The 16,427-nt window shown below is 70.5% G+C and carries 13 protein-coding genes; 7 read left to right on the forward strand and 6 right to left on the reverse strand.

All coding sequences use genetic code 11. From position 1 onward, the window contains the following. The first annotated feature begins 35 nt into the window (after positions 1–35). Both ACFV2X_RS05635 and ACFV2X_RS05640 read left to right on the forward strand, forming a co-directional pair. Complete coding sequence (locus ACFV2X_RS05635; protein ID WP_385611820.1) at positions 36–1,136, forward strand: CobW family GTP-binding protein; 1,101 nt, start codon at positions 36–38, stop codon at positions 1,134–1,136. A gap of 87 nt (positions 1,137–1,223) precedes the next feature. Further along, positions 1,224–2,660, forward strand: a complete 1,437-nt coding sequence (locus ACFV2X_RS05640; RefSeq protein ID WP_385611823.1) for an FG-GAP-like repeat-containing protein — start codon at positions 1,224–1,226, stop codon at positions 2,658–2,660. Between the two features lie 73 nt (positions 2,661–2,733). Here the strand turns inward: ACFV2X_RS05640 and ACFV2X_RS05645 are convergent, their stop codons facing one another. Genes ACFV2X_RS05645 through ACFV2X_RS05660 form a run of 4 tightly spaced genes read right to left on the reverse strand, consistent with a single transcriptional unit; the run spans position 2,734 to position 6,942 of the window. Further along, positions 2,734–3,771, reverse strand: a complete 1,038-nt coding sequence (locus ACFV2X_RS05645) for a LacI family DNA-binding transcriptional regulator (RefSeq protein WP_385611826.1) — start codon at positions 3,769–3,771, stop codon at positions 2,734–2,736. Positions 3,772–3,806: 35 nt separating this feature from the next. Beyond that, positions 3,807–4,700 carry a carbohydrate ABC transporter permease gene (locus tag ACFV2X_RS05650; RefSeq protein ID WP_385611829.1) on the reverse strand — a complete coding sequence of 298 codons (894 nt, stop codon included), beginning with the start codon at positions 4,698–4,700 and terminating at the stop codon, positions 3,807–3,809. Next, positions 4,697–5,632: a carbohydrate ABC transporter permease gene (locus tag ACFV2X_RS05655; protein ID WP_385611831.1), complete on the reverse strand. Its 936-nt coding sequence runs from the start codon at positions 5,630–5,632 to the stop codon at positions 4,697–4,699. Before ACFV2X_RS05655 ends, ACFV2X_RS05650 begins: the two co-directional genes overlap by 4 nt. Continuing rightward, on the reverse strand, positions 5,629–6,942 hold the full coding sequence (locus tag ACFV2X_RS05660) for an ABC transporter substrate-binding protein (protein WP_385611835.1): 1,314 nt from the start codon (positions 6,940–6,942) through the stop codon (positions 5,629–5,631). The genes ACFV2X_RS05655 and ACFV2X_RS05660 overlap by 4 nt, the downstream gene beginning before the upstream one ends. Before the next feature lie 154 nt (positions 6,943–7,096). On the opposite strand from ACFV2X_RS05660, the gene ACFV2X_RS05665 reads away from it, so the two are divergent. From ACFV2X_RS05665 to ACFV2X_RS05675, 3 genes are all read left to right on the forward strand, one after another. After that, a complete protein-coding gene (locus ACFV2X_RS05665; protein ID WP_385611838.1) occupies positions 7,097–9,094 on the forward strand; it encodes a beta-galactosidase in 1,998 nt (665 codons plus the stop codon). Between the two features lie 152 nt (positions 9,095–9,246). Continuing rightward, complete coding sequence (locus tag ACFV2X_RS05670; protein ID WP_385611840.1) at positions 9,247–10,830, forward strand: glycosyl hydrolase 53 family protein; 1,584 nt, start codon at positions 9,247–9,249, stop codon at positions 10,828–10,830. 68 nt (positions 10,831–10,898) lie between these two features. Next, positions 10,899–12,845: a cellulase family glycosylhydrolase gene (locus ACFV2X_RS05675; RefSeq protein ID WP_385611843.1), complete on the forward strand. Its 1,947-nt coding sequence runs from the start codon at positions 10,899–10,901 to the stop codon at positions 12,843–12,845. 10 nt (positions 12,846–12,855) lie between these two features. Here the strand turns inward: ACFV2X_RS05675 and ACFV2X_RS05680 are convergent, their stop codons facing one another. Further along, positions 12,856–13,839 (reverse strand): aldo/keto reductase, encoded by a 984-nt coding sequence (locus tag ACFV2X_RS05680; protein WP_385611846.1) that lies wholly within the window; start codon positions 13,837–13,839, stop codon positions 12,856–12,858. 153 nt (positions 13,840–13,992) lie between these two features. Between ACFV2X_RS05680 and ACFV2X_RS05685 the strand changes: the two genes are divergently transcribed. Both ACFV2X_RS05685 and ACFV2X_RS05690 read left to right on the forward strand, forming a co-directional pair. Beyond that, positions 13,993–14,238 carry a hypothetical protein gene (locus ACFV2X_RS05685; RefSeq protein ID WP_014174261.1) on the forward strand — a complete coding sequence of 82 codons (246 nt, stop codon included), beginning with the start codon at positions 13,993–13,995 and terminating at the stop codon, positions 14,236–14,238. 2 nt (positions 14,239–14,240) lie between these two features. Continuing rightward, a complete protein-coding gene (locus ACFV2X_RS05690) occupies positions 14,241–14,618 on the forward strand; it encodes a hypothetical protein (RefSeq protein WP_014174260.1) in 378 nt (125 codons plus the stop codon). Between the two features lie 21 nt (positions 14,619–14,639). Here the strand turns inward: ACFV2X_RS05690 and ACFV2X_RS05695 are convergent, their stop codons facing one another. Next, entirely contained in the window at positions 14,640–16,424 is a 1,785-nt protein-coding gene (locus ACFV2X_RS05695; protein ID WP_385612347.1) for an FAD-dependent oxidoreductase, read from the reverse strand. Positions 16,425–16,427: the final 3 nt, after the last annotated feature.

Raw genomic sequence — 16,427 nt, forward strand, 5'->3', positions numbered from 1 at the left:
CACCGCAACGCAATCACTGCAACGGAGTCGCAACCTTGGCCACCAGCCGGATCCCGGTCGTACTCGTCACTGGTTTCCTGGGCTCCGGAAAGACCACCATGCTCAACCACCTGCTGCGCGGCAGCGTGGACACCCGCATCGGCGTCATCGTCAACGACTTCGGAAGCATCAACATCGACGCGATGGCCGTCGCCGGTCAGGTCGACTCCATGATCCCGATCGAGAACGGCTGTCTGTGCTGTGCCGCCGACTCATCCGAGATGGACGAGATGCTGGCCCGGCTCACCGAACCGGCGCTGGGCATCGATGTCGTCGTGATCGAGGCGAGCGGCCTCGCCGAGCCGCAGAGCATGATCCGTACGCTGCTCTCCAGCGAGAACGAGCACATCGCGTACGGCGGACTGGTCGAGGTCGTCGACGCCGTGGAGTTCGAGAACACCCGTGAGCGCCACCCGGAGCTCGACCGGCATGTGCGGGCAGCCGACGCGGTGGTGCTCAACAAGGCCGACCGGGTCCGGGAGCCGGAGCGCACCCGGGTGCTGGAGACACTTGCCCGCATCGCCCCGGGCACCCCCGTCGTCACCGCCGAACACGGGCGCGTCGACCCCGACTTCCTCTTCGACCGCGGCCCCGGCGCGCCGGACGAGGAGCGGTTCCACCAGCTCTCCTTCGCCGAGGTGTGCTCGGACGAGGACGACTGGCACGAACACCTCCACGCCGCCTACCAGAGCGTGGAGTTCACCGCAGACCGGCCGCTGGATCCGCGCCGGTTCATGGAATTCCTCGACGGCCGGCCCGCCGGGCTCTATCGGATGAAGGGTTTCCTCCACTTCGGCGCCCCCGGGCACGGCGAGAAGTTCGCCCTGCACGCGGTCGGCTCCTACCTCCGCTTCCAGCCGTCGGACTGGGCGCCCGGCGAGGCCCGGATGACACAACTGGTGATGATCGGGGCCGGAATCGACGCCGACGCCCTCACCAAGGAGCTGGCGGACTGCGTGGCCGCCGCCCCGGAAACCGTCGGCGACCACCACATGATGGGTGTCCTGCGGTATGTCCGGGAGCAGACGGATGGGCCGGACGCGGATGAGCCGGACGTCGCGGAGCCGGGCCCGGCCGACGCGTCACACATGGATTGATCGCGCCCGGCGCACAACCGTCGCCGCCGATCAGCAGTCCTCCAGGGTGTACCTGAGATGAACTCTGTGCCAACTGCAGGAGGACTTGTGCGTCATCGCTCCATTGCCACCGCCGTGCGCTGCGCGATGGTGGCCGCACTCGTGACCACCCCCGCCTTACTGTCCACTTCAACTGCCGGCGCCGCCGAGCAGCGTGCCACCGGCACCTCCCTCGCCGGGGCCGCGCCGCGGGCCGACTTCGACAAGGACGGCCACCCGGACGTCGTGGTCTCGGCCCCCGCCGCCACGGTCGGCGGCAAGACCCACGCCGGCTATGTCGCGGTGGTCTACGGCTCGGCCACCGGGGCGGACACCACCCACCGGCAGATCATCAGCCGGGCGACCGCAGGCGTGCCCGGCGACCCGGCGGACGGGGCCTGGTTCGGCTACCGCACGGTCGCCCGGGACCTGGACGGCGACGGCTACACCGACCTGGCCGTGCAGTCCTCGGGTGACTCGCCCGTCACCGTCCTGTGGGGCTCGGCCGGCGGGCTGACGGGCGGCACCGCGCTGTCCGACCAGACCAGCACCGACGGCCCGGGCCTGACCGGCGGCGACTTCAACGGCGACGGCCACGCCGACCTGGTCGCCGAGGGCACCGGCGAGGGCGAACTGCGCGTCCTGTACGGCCCGTTCACCCGCCAGGGCGCCGCGGCCACCGCGAACACCCTGAACACGGGCCGTACCTTCGGCCCGACCGAAATGGTCGCGGGCGACATCAACGGCGACGGCTCCGACGACCTGGTCACCACCCACGCCTTCGAGGAGATGTCCGAGCCGAGCCTGTACTGGAAGGGCGGCGCGAGCGGCCTGGGCTCGGCGCCTACCCGGACCGACCACGCCGCCTCGGGCACGATCGGAGACGTCGACAAGGACGGCTACGCCGACCTGATCATCCGGACCGTCCCCGGCAATGTCGTGGAGAACCTGCCGTACGACCACGGCACCATCAAGGTCCTCTACGGCTCCGCGAGCGGCCCCGGCGCCACCCGCACCAAGGTCATCGACCAGAACACCGCGGGCGTGCCCGGGGTGAACGAGGACGGCGACCAGTTCGGCTACTCGCTGAGCGCCGGTGACGTCAACGGCGACGGGTACGGGGACATCGCGGTCGGCATCCCGTACGAGGACCTGGACGGCGGCGTGGACGCGGGCAGCGTCGTACAGCTCTACGGCGGCGCGGGCGGCCTCAGCGGCACCGGCGCCCAGGCGTTCACCCAGGACACCGCGGGCGTCCCGGGCGCCGCGGAGGCCGGGGACCACTTCGGCGCGGCCGTGCGGCTCGGGGACACCGACGGCGACGGCAAGGACGACCTGGCCGTGGGCGCGCCCGACGAGGACGGCACCTATACCTCGAGCGGCGCGGCCTGGGTGCTGCGTGGCGGTACGGGCGGGCTGACCACCACCGGGGTCGTCTCGTTCGGGCCGAACGCGCTGGGCGGCCCCGAGGCGGACGCGCAGCTGGGCCGCGGCTTCGCGCGGTAGCGCGCCGCCACACGGCCGCACAGCGGGAGGGGCGCGGGCGCCGCGACACACACGGTGCCCGCACCTCAGCGCCTCAGGCCGATTCCCTGATCACGAGTTCGGTGGGGAGGATCACCCCGGACGGCTCCTCGCCGCCGATCTGCGCCAGCAGCACCCGTACCATCTCGGCGGTGATCCGCTCCCACGGCTGGCGGATCGTGGTCAGGCCGGGGCTGGTGGCCAGCGCGGCGGGGGAGTCGTCGAACCCGGCCACGGCGACGTCCTGTGGCACCCGCCGCCCGCTCCGCCGCAGCGCGGCCAGCACGCCCTGGGCCATCAGGTCCGAGGCGACGAAGACGGCGTCCAGGTCCGGCGCCCGCGCCAGCAGCTCGGCCGCCGCCCGGTCGCCGCTGGCGCGGCTGTAGTCGCCCGAGACCACCAGTTCCTCGTCCGCCGCCAGGCCCGCCGCCGCGAGTTCTTCGCGGTATCCGGCGAGCCGGTCGACGCCGCCGGGGGTGTCCAGCGGGCCGGTGACGGTCGCTATGCGACGGCGGCCGCTGTTCAGCAGATGGCGCACCATGTCGCGGGCCCCGGCGCGGTCGTCGGCGGCGACGTAGGCCATCCCCGGGCTCTGGACCAGCGGTTTGCCGCAGGCCACCAGCGGCACCCCGGCCTTCCGCAGCCGGGTGGCGAGCGGGTCGCCGGAGTGGCTGGAGACCAGCAGCACCCCGTCGACATGGCCGCCGGTCAGGAAGCGCGTGATCCGCCGCCGCTCCGGTTCGTCGCTCGCGCTCATCAGCAGCAGCGTGATGTCGTGTGCGGCCAGCGCCTGGGTGCAGCCGCGCAGCAGCACACTGAAGTTGGGGTCCTCGAAGAACCGCTCCTGCGGCTCGGTGAGCAGGAAGGCCACCGAGTCCGACCGGCCGGTGATCAACGAGCGGGCATGCCGGTTGACGACATAGCCGGTCTTGCGGATGGCGGCGTTGACCGCCTCCTGCGCCGCCGGGCTCACATAGTGCCCACCGTTGAGGACGCGCGAGACGGTGCCGCGCGAGACCCCGGCCTCGCGCGCCACGTCATGGATGGTCGGTGGCCGTCGTCGGCCGGGGGTGCTGTTGCCGGTGCGGCTCATGCGCGTTCTTGTCTCTCCAGATATCGCTTCGTCGGTCAGGACTTTACGGCCCCGGAGAGCAGATCCAGACTCCAGAAGCGCTGGATGACCAGGAACAGCGCGATGAGCGGGATGATGGCCAGCAGCGCTCCGGTGATGACGAGGGTGTACAGGGCCGGGGTGGCTGAGCCCTGCCGCAGCAGGGTGAACAGCCCCAGGGTGACGGGGAACTTCTCGTCGTCACCGAGCATGATGTACGGCAGCAGGAAGTTGTTCCAGATGGTCACGAACTGGAAGAGGAAGACCGTGACCAGGCCGGGCCGCATCATCGGCAGCGCCACCGAGCGGAAGATCCGCCACTCTCCCGCACCGTCCATCCGCCCCGCCTCGACCATTTCGGCGGGGACGGCCGCGGCCGCGTAGATCCGCGCCAGATAGATCCCGTACGGCGACAGGATGTTCGGCAGCAGCACCGACAGATAGGTGTCGGCCGTGTCGGCCTTGGCCAGCAGCAGGTACTGCGGTACGGCGAGGATCACCGGGGGCATCAGCACCCCGGTCAGCAGGACGTTGAAGATGGCCTCGCGGCCGCGGAAGCGGTAGCGCGCCAGGGCGTAGCCGGACAGGGCGGAGACGGCGCAGGACAGCAGCGCGCCGAGCCCCGCGTACAGCAGCGAGTTGGCCATCCACCTCCAGTACACCCCGTCGCGGTACGCGGACAGGTCGGCGATGTTGTCCGCGAATCCGGTGCCGGGCAGGAAGGTGAAGGTGGAGAAGAGCTCGCCTCCGCTCTTGGTGGAGGCGATCGCGACCCAGGCAACCGGCAGCAGGCAGTAGAGGGCGCCGAGCAGCAGCAGGGCGGTGGGGATCCAGGAGGCGCGGCCGCGGCCGGCCGTGGTGGCGGTGGTGGCGGTGGTGGCGGTGGTGGCGGTGGTGGCGGTGGTGCTCATCGGGCGTCTCCCTGACCGGTACGGGCGCCCGCGAACTTCAGGAAACCGAAGGACAGGACCAGGGTGACGACCGCGATGATCACCGAGGTGGCGGCGGCCGCGTATAGATCGCCCTCCACGAAGGCCTTCTGATGGACATCCATCAGGGGGCTCCAGGTGGTGGAGACCGAGTTGGTGAGCGGCTTGAGGGTGGTCGGTTCGCTGAACACCTGCACGGTGGCGATGATCGAGAAGAAGAAGGTGAGCACGAGGGACGGGACCACCATGGGGATCTTGACGCGCAGTGCGATCTGTATCTGGGAGCACCCGTCGAGCCGCGCCGCCTCGTAGACCTCGGCGGGTATGGACCGCAGCGAGGTGTAGATCACGATCATGTTGAAGCCGGTGCCGCCCCATACCGCGATATTGGACAGGGACGCGTAGAGCCCGTTGCCGTCCAGCAGTTCGGGCCGCGGCAGCCCCGCCTTGTCGAGCAGATAGTGGAACGGGCTCACATCGGGCAGATAGAGGAACCCCCACAGCAGCGCGGCGACCACGCCGGGGATCGCGTACGGAAGGAAGATCGCCAGCCGTGAGAAGCCGCGCAGCAGGGTGTCCTTGCGGCCCCGCCGGTCGGCGTCGAGCAGCAGCGCGAACAGCAGGGCCAGGCCCAGCATCGTGGGCACCACGATCAGGCCGTATCCGAGGACGCGCCGGGCGCCGTCGAGCAGTTCCGGGTCGTGCAGCGCGTCGGTGTAGTTGGAAAGACCGGCCCACACCTCGTCCCGGGCGCCCTTGCCAAGGCCCAGGCCCTTGACGTCGATCTTGCGGAGGCTGAGGTAGAGGGCGTAGCCGATGGGCAGCGCGAACAGACCGGCGAACAGCAGGATCGCGGGAAGGAGGAAGACATAGGGGGCGCGGCGCGGACCGTGCCCCGTGGGGCGTAGCGTCACTCGGAGACCTCGAAGCCGTGCTTCTTCAGATCGGTGACGGTGGCCTGCTGCATGGCCGTCAGCGCGGCGCCGAAGTCGGACTTGTTCTTGGCGGCCTTGCCGAAGCTGTCGTTGAAGGACGCGTACGCGACGTTGACGTTCGGCCCCCAGGCGGCGGGTGCGATGCCCTCGGTGATCTTGGCGACCTTGGCGTAGAAGTCGGGCTGGCCGGGGAAGAAGTCGGGCGCCTTCTTGAGCGCGTCGCCATTGTGCGCGGTGGTGGCGGCCGGGTAGACGTTGCACACCTTCACCAGCGCGGCGACCGCCTTCGGGTCGGTGTTCAGCCACTTCGCGAACTTCGCGGCGGCGTCCTTGTGCGCGCTGTCGTTGGTGACGGCGGTGGAGGAGCCGCCCCAGCTGCCGGTCCAGTTCGAGCCCTTGCTCCACTGGGGGAGGGGCGCCATCGCCCATTTGCCCTGGGTGTCGGGGGCCGCGGTCTTGAGGGTGCCGGGGGCCCACACCGCGCTGACCCAGGCGATCTGCTTACCGGTGTTGAGCGCCTTGTTCCAGGCCGGGGTGTACATCGGCTGGTTGTCGATGGCCCCCTCCTTGACCAGGCCGCCCCAGAAGTCGGCGACCTTGCGGGTGGGGGCGCCGTCGATGGCCACCTTCCACTTGTCGCCGCGGGTGGTCCACCAGCTGGCGCCGGCCTGCTGGGCCAGGCCCGCGAAGAGCCCGGAGTCATTGGCGGAGAACGTGGTGAGGGCTTTGTCCGGGGCCTTCTCCTTGAGCTTGCGGGCGGTGGCCGCGAACTCCTCCCAGGTGGTGGGGACCTGCAGGCCGTATTGCTGAAACAAGTCCTTGCGGTAGTACAGCATCATCGGCCCGGAGTCCTGGGGCAGGGCGTAGACCGCGTCCGTGCCGAGGGTGACCTGGCGCCAGATGCCCGCGGCGAACTCGCCCTCGGAGTTGCCCACCTGACCGGATATGTCGGCCAGCACATCGTTGCTGACCAGGGTGGGCAGCGCCTGGTACTCGGCCTGCACCAGGTCCGGGGCCTTATGCGCCTTGGCGGCTGTGATGATCTTGGTGACGAGGTCGTCGCCGGACGCCTGCTTCTTGACGGTCACCTTGATGTCCGGGTGTTCCTTGTTCCAGATCGCCGCGACCTTCTCGAGGTCGGGTGCCCAGGCCCAGTAGGTCAGCTCGACCGGACCGTCCGAGTCTGCCGAGTCGTCGGACGAACCGCAGCCGGTGAGCAGGGTGGTGGCCGACAAGGCGGCCGCGACCGATACCGCGAGGACACGAAGGTTGACGGGGTGATGGTTCACGAATGCCTCCCTGGGCAATCTGTGAGCGTTCACAGTGGAGAGAACAGTAGAGAAACCCGTATGACGCTTGTCAATGCTCGTTTCCATGCGGTTATCTGGGCGCGGCCGCTGCTCTGTGGTCTGTGTACGTTCCCAGTGATTCCCAGGAGTTGCGATGGCTGGCCTCGCCTATGGCGGCGACTACAACCCCGAGCAGTGGCCCGAATCCCTCTGGCCCGAGGACATCCGGCTGATGCGCGAGGCCGGGGTCACCATGGTGAGCGTCGGCATCTTCTCCTGGGCGCTGCTGGAACCCGAGCCCGGACGCTACGACTTCGGCTGGCTGGACCGGCTGCTCGCCCTGCTCCACGAGGCCGGTGTCGCCGTCGACCTCGGCACCCCCACCGTGGCCCCGCCCGCCTGGTTCTACCGCGCCCACCGCGAGGCGCTGCCGGTCAGCCGGGAGGGTGTGCGCTACGAGTTCGGCTCACGCGGCGCCATCTGCCACAGCTCGCCCGCCTACCGCCGGGCCGCGGCCGCCATCACCGAACAGCTCGCCCGGCGCTATGGCGACCACCCCGCGCTCGCCTTGTGGCATGTGCACAATGAGTACGGAGTGCCGGTCAATGCCTGCTACTGCGACACCTGCGCGGACGGCTTCCGCCACTGGTTGCGCGAGCGCTACGGCACCCTGGACGAGGTCAACGACGCCTGGGGCACCGCCTTCTGGGGCCAGCGCTACGGCGCCTTCGAGCAGATCAACCCGCCGCGCGCCACCCCCACCGTCGCCAACCCCGCCCAGCGTCTTGACTACGCGCGCTTCGCCGACGCCACCATGCGCGCCAACTTCACCGCCGAGCGCGACATCCTGCACCGGCTGTCCCCCGGCATTCCGGTCACCACCAACTTCATGACCGCGCTCAGCCAGTGCGACTCGGTCGACTACTGGGCCTGGGGCCGCGAGGTGGACCTGGTCACCAACGACCACTATCTGATCACCGACGGCCGCCGCACCCATGTCAACCTCGCCATGGCCGCCGATCTGACCCGCTCCGTCGCCGGCGGCGCGCCCTGGCTGCTGCTCGAACACTCCACCAGCGGCGTCAGCTGGCAGCCGCGCAACCCCGCCAAGCGGCCCGGGGAGATGGCCCGCAACAGCCTGGGGCATGTGGCCCGCGGCTCCGAGGGCGCGCTGTTCTTCCAGTGGCGCCAGTCACGGCACGGCGCCGAGAAGTTCCACTCGGCGATGGTGCCGCACGCCGGCACCGACAGCCGCGTATGGCGCGAGGTCGTGGCGCTCGGGGCCGACCTGGCGAACCTGGGCGAGCTGCGGGGCAGTCGTACGGTGGCCGACGCGGCGATGGTCTGGGACTGGGAGTCCTGGTGGGCGCAGCGGCTGGAGTGGCGGCCGAGTGAGGACCTGGACGCGCGCGAACGCGCCGACAGCTTCTACGAAGTCCTCTACGACCGCCACCTGACCGTCGACTTCGCCCACCCCGAGGCCGATCTGAGCCGTTATCCGCTCGTCGCCGTGCCCGCCCTCTACCTCGCCACCGCACGCGCCGGGGACAATCTGCGCGCGTACGTCGAGGGCGGCGGCACCCTCGTCGTCTCGTGTTTCTCCGGCATCGTCGACGAGCACGACGCCGTTCACCCCGGCCCCTACCCCGGCGCGCTGCGCGATGTCCTGGGCCTGGTGGTCGAGGAGTTCTCCCCGCTCACCGAGGGCGGGCGGGTGCGCCTGACCGGCCCCGGCGGGGCCGAGCTCACCGGCGACGTCTGGTCCGAGATCGTGGTGCCACGCGGCGCCGAGACCGTATGGACCTACGCCGACGGCTTCGCCGCGGGCCACCCCGCCGTCACCCGCCACCGGCTCGGCCGGGGCACCGCCTGGTACCTCTCCACCCGGCTCGCCCCGCACCACCTGGCGACCCTGCTCGCCCCCGTCTGCGCCGACGCGGGCCTCGCGGACCGCCCCGACCTGCCCCGCGATGTGGAGGTGGTGCACCGCACCGGCGACTGTGGCAGCTACCTCTTCGCGATCAACCACGGCGACACCGACGCCAAGGTGCCCCACCCCACGCCCGGCACCGACCTGCTCACCGGCGAGCACAGCGCCGGACACCTCGCGGTGCCCGCGGGCGCCGTCCGCGTACTGCGCCTGGACGGCTGAACGACCGCAACTCCGCTCATGCCCCCCGCTCAGTCTCGGCGCGCTCCAATGCGCGGGCTTCCCTCGTCGCTGCGCGGCTCCTCAGTCCAGCCCGCGCAGCGCGCCAAGACACGCTCATACCCCCACTCGCTCATTGTCGAAGGGACTCGACGATGCACGACATACGGAGCACCACCCGGACCCTGCTGCGAACCGCCGCGCTCCCCGCCCTCGGCGCGCTGCTGCTGACCGCGCTCCCCGCGCCGGCCGCACACGCCGCGAGCACCCTGGCCAACACCGGATTCGAGGCCGACGGCACCGGTACCGCCACCCCGTCCGGCTGGAGTACCTACTCCGCCGCCGGCAACAACAACGCGTCCTACACCGAGACCGGCGGCCACAGCGGCGGCTACCGGCTGTCCCACTGGTCCTCCTCGGCGTACAAGGTGCAGACCTACCAGTACCTGTCCGGCCTCGCGAACGGCACCTATACGCTCAGCGCCTGGGTGCGCTCCAGCGGCGGACAGAACGCCGCGTACCTCGCCCTGCGCGACTGCGGCGGTGCCGAGCAGCGCACCGATCTGCCGCCCACCCCGAACGGCAAGTGGATCCGCCTGGTCACCTCGGTCACGGTCACCAGTGGCCAGTGCACCATCAGCCTCAACTCCGACGCCCACGCGGGGGAGTGGGCCAACCTGGACGACCTCACCTTCACCAAGGGCAGCACGGGCCTTACGGTCAAGGGCGGGGACGTGTCCACCCTCGCCAAGAACGAGGCATTCGGCGCCACCTACCGCTCCGCGAGCGGCACCAGCGGCGACGCCCTGGCCATCCTGCGCGCCTCTGGTATGAACTACGTGCGGCTGAAGGTGTGGGTGAACCCGGCCGATGGCTACAACACCAAGGCCAAGGTGCTGGCCATGGCCAAGCGCGCCAAGGCCCAGGGGATGAAGCTGCTGATCGACTTCCACTACTCCGACAGCTGGGCCGACCCCGGCAAGCAGACCAAGCCGGCCGCCTGGGCCGGACACGACTACAGCCGGCTCAAGCAGGATGTGTACGACCACACCTACGACGTCCTGGGCGCGCTCAAGTCGCAGGGCACCACGGCCGACATGGTCCAGATCGGCAATGAGATCAACGGCGGCATGCTCTGGCCCGAGGGCTCCACCAGCAACTTCTCCCAGCTCGCCGGGCTGCTCACCTCCGGCGCGAACGCCGCCAAGGCCGTCTCGTCCGACACCAAGGTCGCGCTGCACCTGGCCAAGGGCGGGGACAACGGGGGCACGAGGTGGTGGTTTGACCAGGCGGTCGCGCAGAAGGTGCCGTTCGACGTCATCGCCCTGTCGTACTACGGCTACTGGCACGGCCCGCTGTCCGATCTGCAGGCCAACCTGGACGACGTGGCGGCCCGCTACGGCAAGCCGGTGCTGGTCGCCGAGACCGCCTACGCCCACACCCTGGCAGGCGACGACGGCCTGGCCAACAACGTCGCCACCGCCGACCAGCTCGTCGACGGCTACCCCGCGACCCCCGCCGGGCAGGCCGCCAACCTCCGGGATGTGATGAACGTGGTGGAGGCGGTGCCGGGCGGCCGGGGCCTTGGCGTCGTCTACTGGGAGCCGGCCTGGACGGCGGTCAAGGGCAGCGGCTGGGACCCCACCGACCCGGGCTCCGGTAACGCCTGGGAGAACCAGGCCCTGTTCGACTACGGCGACAAGGCCCTGCCCGCGATGGACTGGTTCGGCCACCGCTGACCTCATCCAACCCGTGTGCTGCCGCCGGATATGTTGACGGACGCTCATGTTTACCCGACGGTAGGTTCATGGCGACCACAGTGACGCACGGGATGAGGGTTCGTCTTCGAACGGGCCGCATACGACTGCTCGGGGCGGCCGCCCTGCTGCTGATGGCGGCAATCGCCGCCCCGGGCGGCAGCGCGGCCGCCGCCGAGCCGCCCTGGTCCGACGGCCCGGCCGCGGACCGGATCTCCGTGGCGGGCGGCCGGTTCACCGACGGCCACGGGCGCGAGGTCGTACTGCGCGGATTCAATGTCTCCGGCGAGGTCAAGCTGGCGGAGAACGGCGGCCTGCCCTTCGCCGACACCGCCGACGCCCGGAAGTCGGCCCAGACCATGCGCGGCCTCACCGGGGCCAACTCCGTCCGCTTCCTGCTGTCCTGGGCCCACGCCGAGCCGGAGCCCGGCAAGGTCGACGAGGAGTATCTGCGCAAGGCCACCGAGCAGATACGGGCCTTCCTGGACGCCGGAATACGGATCTATCCCGACTTCCACCAGGACCTCTACTCCCGCCATCTGTTCGACCAGGACAGCTGGTACTCCGGCGACGGCGCGCCCGAATGGGTCGTCAAGGCCGGCGGCTACCCCAAGGAGTCCTGCGGCATCTGCGTCCACTGGGGCCAGAACATCACCCAGAACCCCGCCGTCCAGGACGCCACCCGAGACTTCTGGAAGAACCGCGCCCTGCAGACCTCCGCCGGGACGGTCCGTATCCAGGACGCCTTCCTGGCCACCGCCGAGAAGACCATGGCCTACCTCGCCGGCCGGCTGACCGCCGACGAGTTCGCCCGCGTCGTCGGCTTCGACCCGTACAACGAGCCGTACGCGGGCCGCTACGACAGCGGCCAGTCCAGCCGCGCCTGGGAGAAGGACATGCTGTGGCCGTTCTATGAGAAGTTCCGGGCGCGTATGGACGCCGCGGGCTGGGCCGACAAGCCCGCCTTCGTCGAGCCCAACCTGTTCTGGAACTCCAACATCGACTTCCAGCGCCAGGAGGGCGGCCTGCTCGACGGGGGGGCCATCGGCTCGCGCTATGTGTTCAACACCCACTTCTACGACCAGAAGGCCATCTCCGGCGTCTTCATGCCCGGCAAGGCCCAGGACGGCCAGTACGCCACCGACTTCGCCGCCGTGCGCGACCGCGCCTCGGCGCTCGGCACCACGGCCGTCGTCAGCGAGTACGGACACCCGCTGACCGGCTTCACCTCCGACAAGGCGCCGACCGTGGTCAAGGGCCTGTACCAGGCGCTGGACTCCCGGCTCAGCGGCGCCACCTGGTGGAGCAAAGCCGCCGCCTCGGGTCCGGTGCTGTCCGCCAACCAGTGGCAGTGGGACCTGTACAACGGCCGCCACCACGAGGCGATGAACGGCAACCCCGACAAGATCCTCACCGCCGGCGACGCCTGGAACGACGAGGACCTGTCGGCTGTACGGCTCGATGACACCGGGGCGGCCGTGCTCCGCCAGGACGCCCGGCTCCTGGACCGCCTCTACCCGAGCGCGGTGGCGGGCCGCACCCTCGCCTTCACCTTCGAGGACCGCTCGCGCGACGGCTCCACCACCCTGAACTGGGACCGCGTCCCCAGCAGCCTGCCAGGCGTCGCCCGGCTGGTCGGCTCGGGGCGCTACGGGATGCTGGTGTGGCGGCAGAACGGCACCACCGAGGCTCCCACCGAACTGCACCTGCCTCGCGACTTCGACCCGGCCACCACCACCGTCGTCTCCGACCTGGGCACCGTCACCGGCCCGCCCGCCTACACCGCGCACGGGCACACCGCCGACCACCCCGTGGCGACCGCGGCGGAGAGCGGCGGCACCGACGCCAGGCGGCTGCTGCTCTCCGCACCGCCCGGCGCCGGAACCCTCCACTACGCGCTGGTCGCCGACGGCACCGCCGCCCCCTCGGCCGAGCTGCGCGCCGCGGCACAGCGCGAGCTCAGCGCGTGGGCGCAGGCCGCCGGCTTCCCGAACTGACCCGCCGGCGTCACCAGCGGTGGTGCACCTGGGCGCGGATCCGCCGGTCGTACAGATCGCGGACCGCGTCCAGCGTGCCCTGCTCCAGCGCGGGCAGCCCCGCCGCCGCGGCGTTCGTCCGGGCCTGCTCGGGCGAGCGCGCCCCGGGGATGACCGAGGTCACCCCCGGCTGCTGGACGACCCACCGCAGCGCGGTCTGCGCGGGCGTCGCACCCTCGGGCGCCAGTTCGCCGAACTCCACCGCCGCCTCGACGCCCGCCGCGAAGTCCACACCCGAGAAGGTCTCACCCTGGTCGAACATCTCGCCGTGGCGGTTGTACGTGCGGTGGTCGTTCTCGGAGAACACCGTGTCCTTGGTATACCGGCCGGACAGCAGACCCGACGCCAGCGGCACCCGCGCGATGATCCCCACCCCGGCCGCGGCGGCCGCGGGCAGCACCTGCTCCAGCGGCTTGAGCCGGAACGGATTGAGAATGATCTGTACGCTCGCCGTCCCCGGGTGCTCGATCGCCGCCAACGCCTCCTCGCAGGTCTCCACGCTCACCCCGTACGCCGCCACACGCCCCCGGTCCACCAGTGTGTCCAGCGCGTCGAAGACGGCGTCGGAAGAGTGCACCGACGACGGCGGGCAGTGCAGCTGCACCAGATCCAGCGTGTCCACCCCGAGGTTGGCGCGCGAACGGTCCGTCCAGGCCAGGAAGTTGTCCAGCGTGTAGTTCTCCGCGACCTGCGGCAGCCGTCGCCCCATCTTGGTCGCCACGAAGATCCGCGCGTCCGGGCGGCTTCGCAGATAGCGCCCGATGAGCTGCTCGCTGCGCCCGTCCCCGTACACATCGGCGGTGTCGAAGAAGGTCACCCCCGACTCGACGGCCGCGTCCAGCACAGCCAGCGCGTCGTCCGCGCCGACCTCGCCCCAGTCCGCGCCCAGCTGCCAGGTCCCCAGCCCGACGACGGAGACCTTCCTGCCGATCCGGCCGAACTCACGCTGCTCCATGGTCCCTCTCTCTCCTGTGGTGCGGCTCACCGTACCCGCAGGTGTTCGAAGGCCGGTGGCCTGGGAGCTCGAAATACTTGTCAAGTACCTACAAAAACAATATTTGACCTGCGGCGATTGCTGTCGAGGTACCTGGCAAGTAGGGTGTGGAGCATGTCAGCTCTCAATGTGGAATTCAGCGATCGGGAACTTGAGGACCTCCGCCAGATCGCCAAGGAGCGTGGCACCACGATGAAGGCCCTCGTCCGGGAGGCGACCGTCGCCGACATCGCCCGCCACCGCGCGCTGCAGGAAGGCGCGGAGGTCTTCCGGCGCTTCTTCGCCGACAACGCGCAGGCGTTCGCCGATGCGTTCCCGGATGATGAACACCGCCCCCACGACCCGGGACAGGCCGCCTGACCATGGCCCCGCTACTGCATATCGACGTCCCCTGGCTGCTGCAGCGCCATGAGGAGGTCATGCCGGAACAACCCTCCATCTCCGACTTCTCGGGACTGGTCGCCGCCGTGGCCCGGCATCGCGTCGACCCGCCACGCCTGGGCGTCGACCCCGACCCCGCGTGGCGCGCCGCGGCGCTGCTGCACACCATCGCGCTGCTCAGACCGCTCCCGGCGAGCAACGCGCGATTCGCCAGCGCCACGGCCGTCGCCTATATGCACGCCTCGGGCGAGGGCATCGATCCGCCGTACGGCGCGCTGATCGACCTGGTCCGCGACATCCTGTCCAGCAAGGCCGACGTCTACGACGCGGCGGGCCGCATCCGCTCCTGGCGGATCTGAACAGGTCCATACCACTGCGTGTCAGCCGAGGTCGAACGCGTTGGGCAGCCCCAGCCGGTAGCGGGTCTCGTCGACGCGGCGCAGCGGCTCCAGCTCCGGCGGCTGGTACAGCGTCCAGATGGCGCACCGCGGGGCGCTCGAGCCCTCGGCGTCCAGGAGCGCGTTGACGGCTCGGCGGGCCGATTCGTTGGCGCCCTCCATCGTCGCCAGGTCCATGTCGGTGGCCACATAGTCCCCGGCGAGGAAGAGATTGGGCACGGCGGTGGCCGCGCTGGGGCGGTTGTACCAGGTGCCGGCCGGGTGGATCAGGAGTTGTTCACGGTTGCTGGGCGAGGGTCCGCCGAGCCCTTCGACGGCCGGGTCCATGAACCACGCATGCACATCCGCATCGCGCAGTACCGTCCGTCCGGTGTCGTGCAGACTGTCCTTCAGCTGGGCCCAGATCTCGCGGACGACCTCCTCGCGGGTGCACTGCTTGGCGGTCTTCCCGTACAGGATGCCGGGCTTGTCCCATTCGGAGACGATGGTGGACAGGCAGTCGGTGACCTGCCCGTCCCCGTAGTCGGCGGGGAAGTCGCGCCCCTTCCAGAACTGCGCCTGCCCGATGGCGGTGATCGACCAGGGCGAGTCCACGCAGTCCACATGCCCGTTCAGGATCGGGGTGGGGGTGCGCAGATAGAACTGGACGCCGACCATCCAGTCCGTGCGCAGCTTGTCGCAGCGGGCCAGCTGCGGATCGGCGGCCCGCAGCGAGGCTCCCCAGGTGGTGCGGGCGTGTTCGACGGGCAGCGCGCTGAGGTAGTGGTCGGCGGTGGCGGTGCGGGTGGCGCCGGTGTCCGGGTCCGTCAAGCGCGCCCCGGTGATCCGCCCGCCCTCGTAACTCAGCTCCGTCACCTCGGCGCCGAGCTCGAACCGCACCCCCAGCGAGCGCAGATGTGTCTCCCACGGATCGATCCACGCCTCGCTGGTCGGTGCGTTCAGCACCCGGTCCGGCTCCCCGTCGTGGCCTCGTGCGAGGACGTTGTACACGAACGCCTGGAGGACGCGGGCGACGGTGCGGGTGCTGGCCTCCTCCGCCTTGGTGGCGACGATGTTACGGGTGATGCCGACGGCCAGCAGCCGCTGGTAGTCGTGCGACATCTTCTCGGCCTTGACGAAGTCCCACCACGGCACCCGCTCCCACTGCCCCTCGCGGCGCAGATCGCAGCTGGTCAGCTGGACCAGGACGCGGCCCGCGAAGTACGCGGCCTCGGTGGCGGGCAGGCCGAGCGCGGTGTCCAGGAAACCGATGAGGAGTTGCAGCAGCGCGTCGGGGGTGAGGGAGCTCGGATCGGGCGGCGCGGTCAGGGTGCGGAACGGCAGCCGCAGATCCGGGGTGCCGCCGTTGCGGGCGAACAACTCCTCGGTCGCGGCGACCAGGTTGTCCCGGCAGCCGCCGGCGTTGCCGGGGAAGGGAATCCGGCGCAGGGTGTCGGGAAGATTCCGGTAGAAACCTGGAAAAAAGCGGAAGCCGTGCTCGCCTGGTAAGGCCCTGCGTCCACCGCTTCCGGTGCCGGGGACGTCCATGCTGCGGGCCTTGCCGCCGAGGATGCGGTTGCGCTCGTACACCGTGACCGAGAACCCCCGCTCGGCCAGCTCCTGCGCTGCGCTCAGCCCCGAGACACCGCCGCCGAGCACGGCGACGGTACGGGCCGCCTTGGGTGCGGCCGAGGCGGGGAGGGCCATCGTGGTGCCCAGCGCGAGGGCGCCGCCCGTGGTTCCCGCCGTGGCCAGGAACTGACGCCGTGTCCTGCTGCCGTTCTCCATCGC

Origin of the sequence: Streptomyces sp. NPDC059679, from assembly GCF_042734105.1 — a bacterium.
In the GTDB taxonomy this organism is placed as follows: Bacteria; Actinomycetota; Actinomycetes; order Streptomycetales; family Streptomycetaceae; genus Streptomyces.

Excerpts from the sequence above, each read along its gene's own strand:
- ACFV2X_RS05645 (WP_385611826.1), bottom strand. The coding sequence starts at position 3,771 with ATGAGCCGCACCGGCAACAGCACCCCCGGCCGACGACGGCCACCGACC.
- ACFV2X_RS05690 (WP_014174260.1), top strand. The coding sequence starts at position 14,241 with ATGGCCCCGCTACTGCATATCGACGTCCCCTGGCTGCTGCAGCGCCAT.
- ACFV2X_RS05685 (WP_014174261.1), top strand. The coding sequence starts at position 13,993 with ATGTCAGCTCTCAATGTGGAATTCAGCGATCGGGAACTTGAGGACCTC.
- ACFV2X_RS05680 (WP_385611846.1), bottom strand. The coding sequence starts at position 13,839 with ATGGAGCAGCGTGAGTTCGGCCGGATCGGCAGGAAGGTCTCCGTCGTC.
- ACFV2X_RS05695 (WP_385612347.1), bottom strand. The coding sequence starts at position 16,424 with ATGGAGAACGGCAGCAGGACACGGCGTCAGTTCCTGGCCACGGCGGGA.
- ACFV2X_RS05650 (WP_385611829.1), bottom strand. The coding sequence starts at position 4,700 with ATGAGCACCACCGCCACCACCGCCACCACCGCCACCACCGCCACCACC.
- ACFV2X_RS05675 (WP_385611843.1), top strand. The coding sequence starts at position 10,899 with ATGGCGACCACAGTGACGCACGGGATGAGGGTTCGTCTTCGAACGGGC.
- ACFV2X_RS05670 (WP_385611840.1), top strand. The coding sequence starts at position 9,247 with ATGCACGACATACGGAGCACCACCCGGACCCTGCTGCGAACCGCCGCG.
- ACFV2X_RS05665 (WP_385611838.1), top strand. The coding sequence starts at position 7,097 with ATGGCTGGCCTCGCCTATGGCGGCGACTACAACCCCGAGCAGTGGCCC.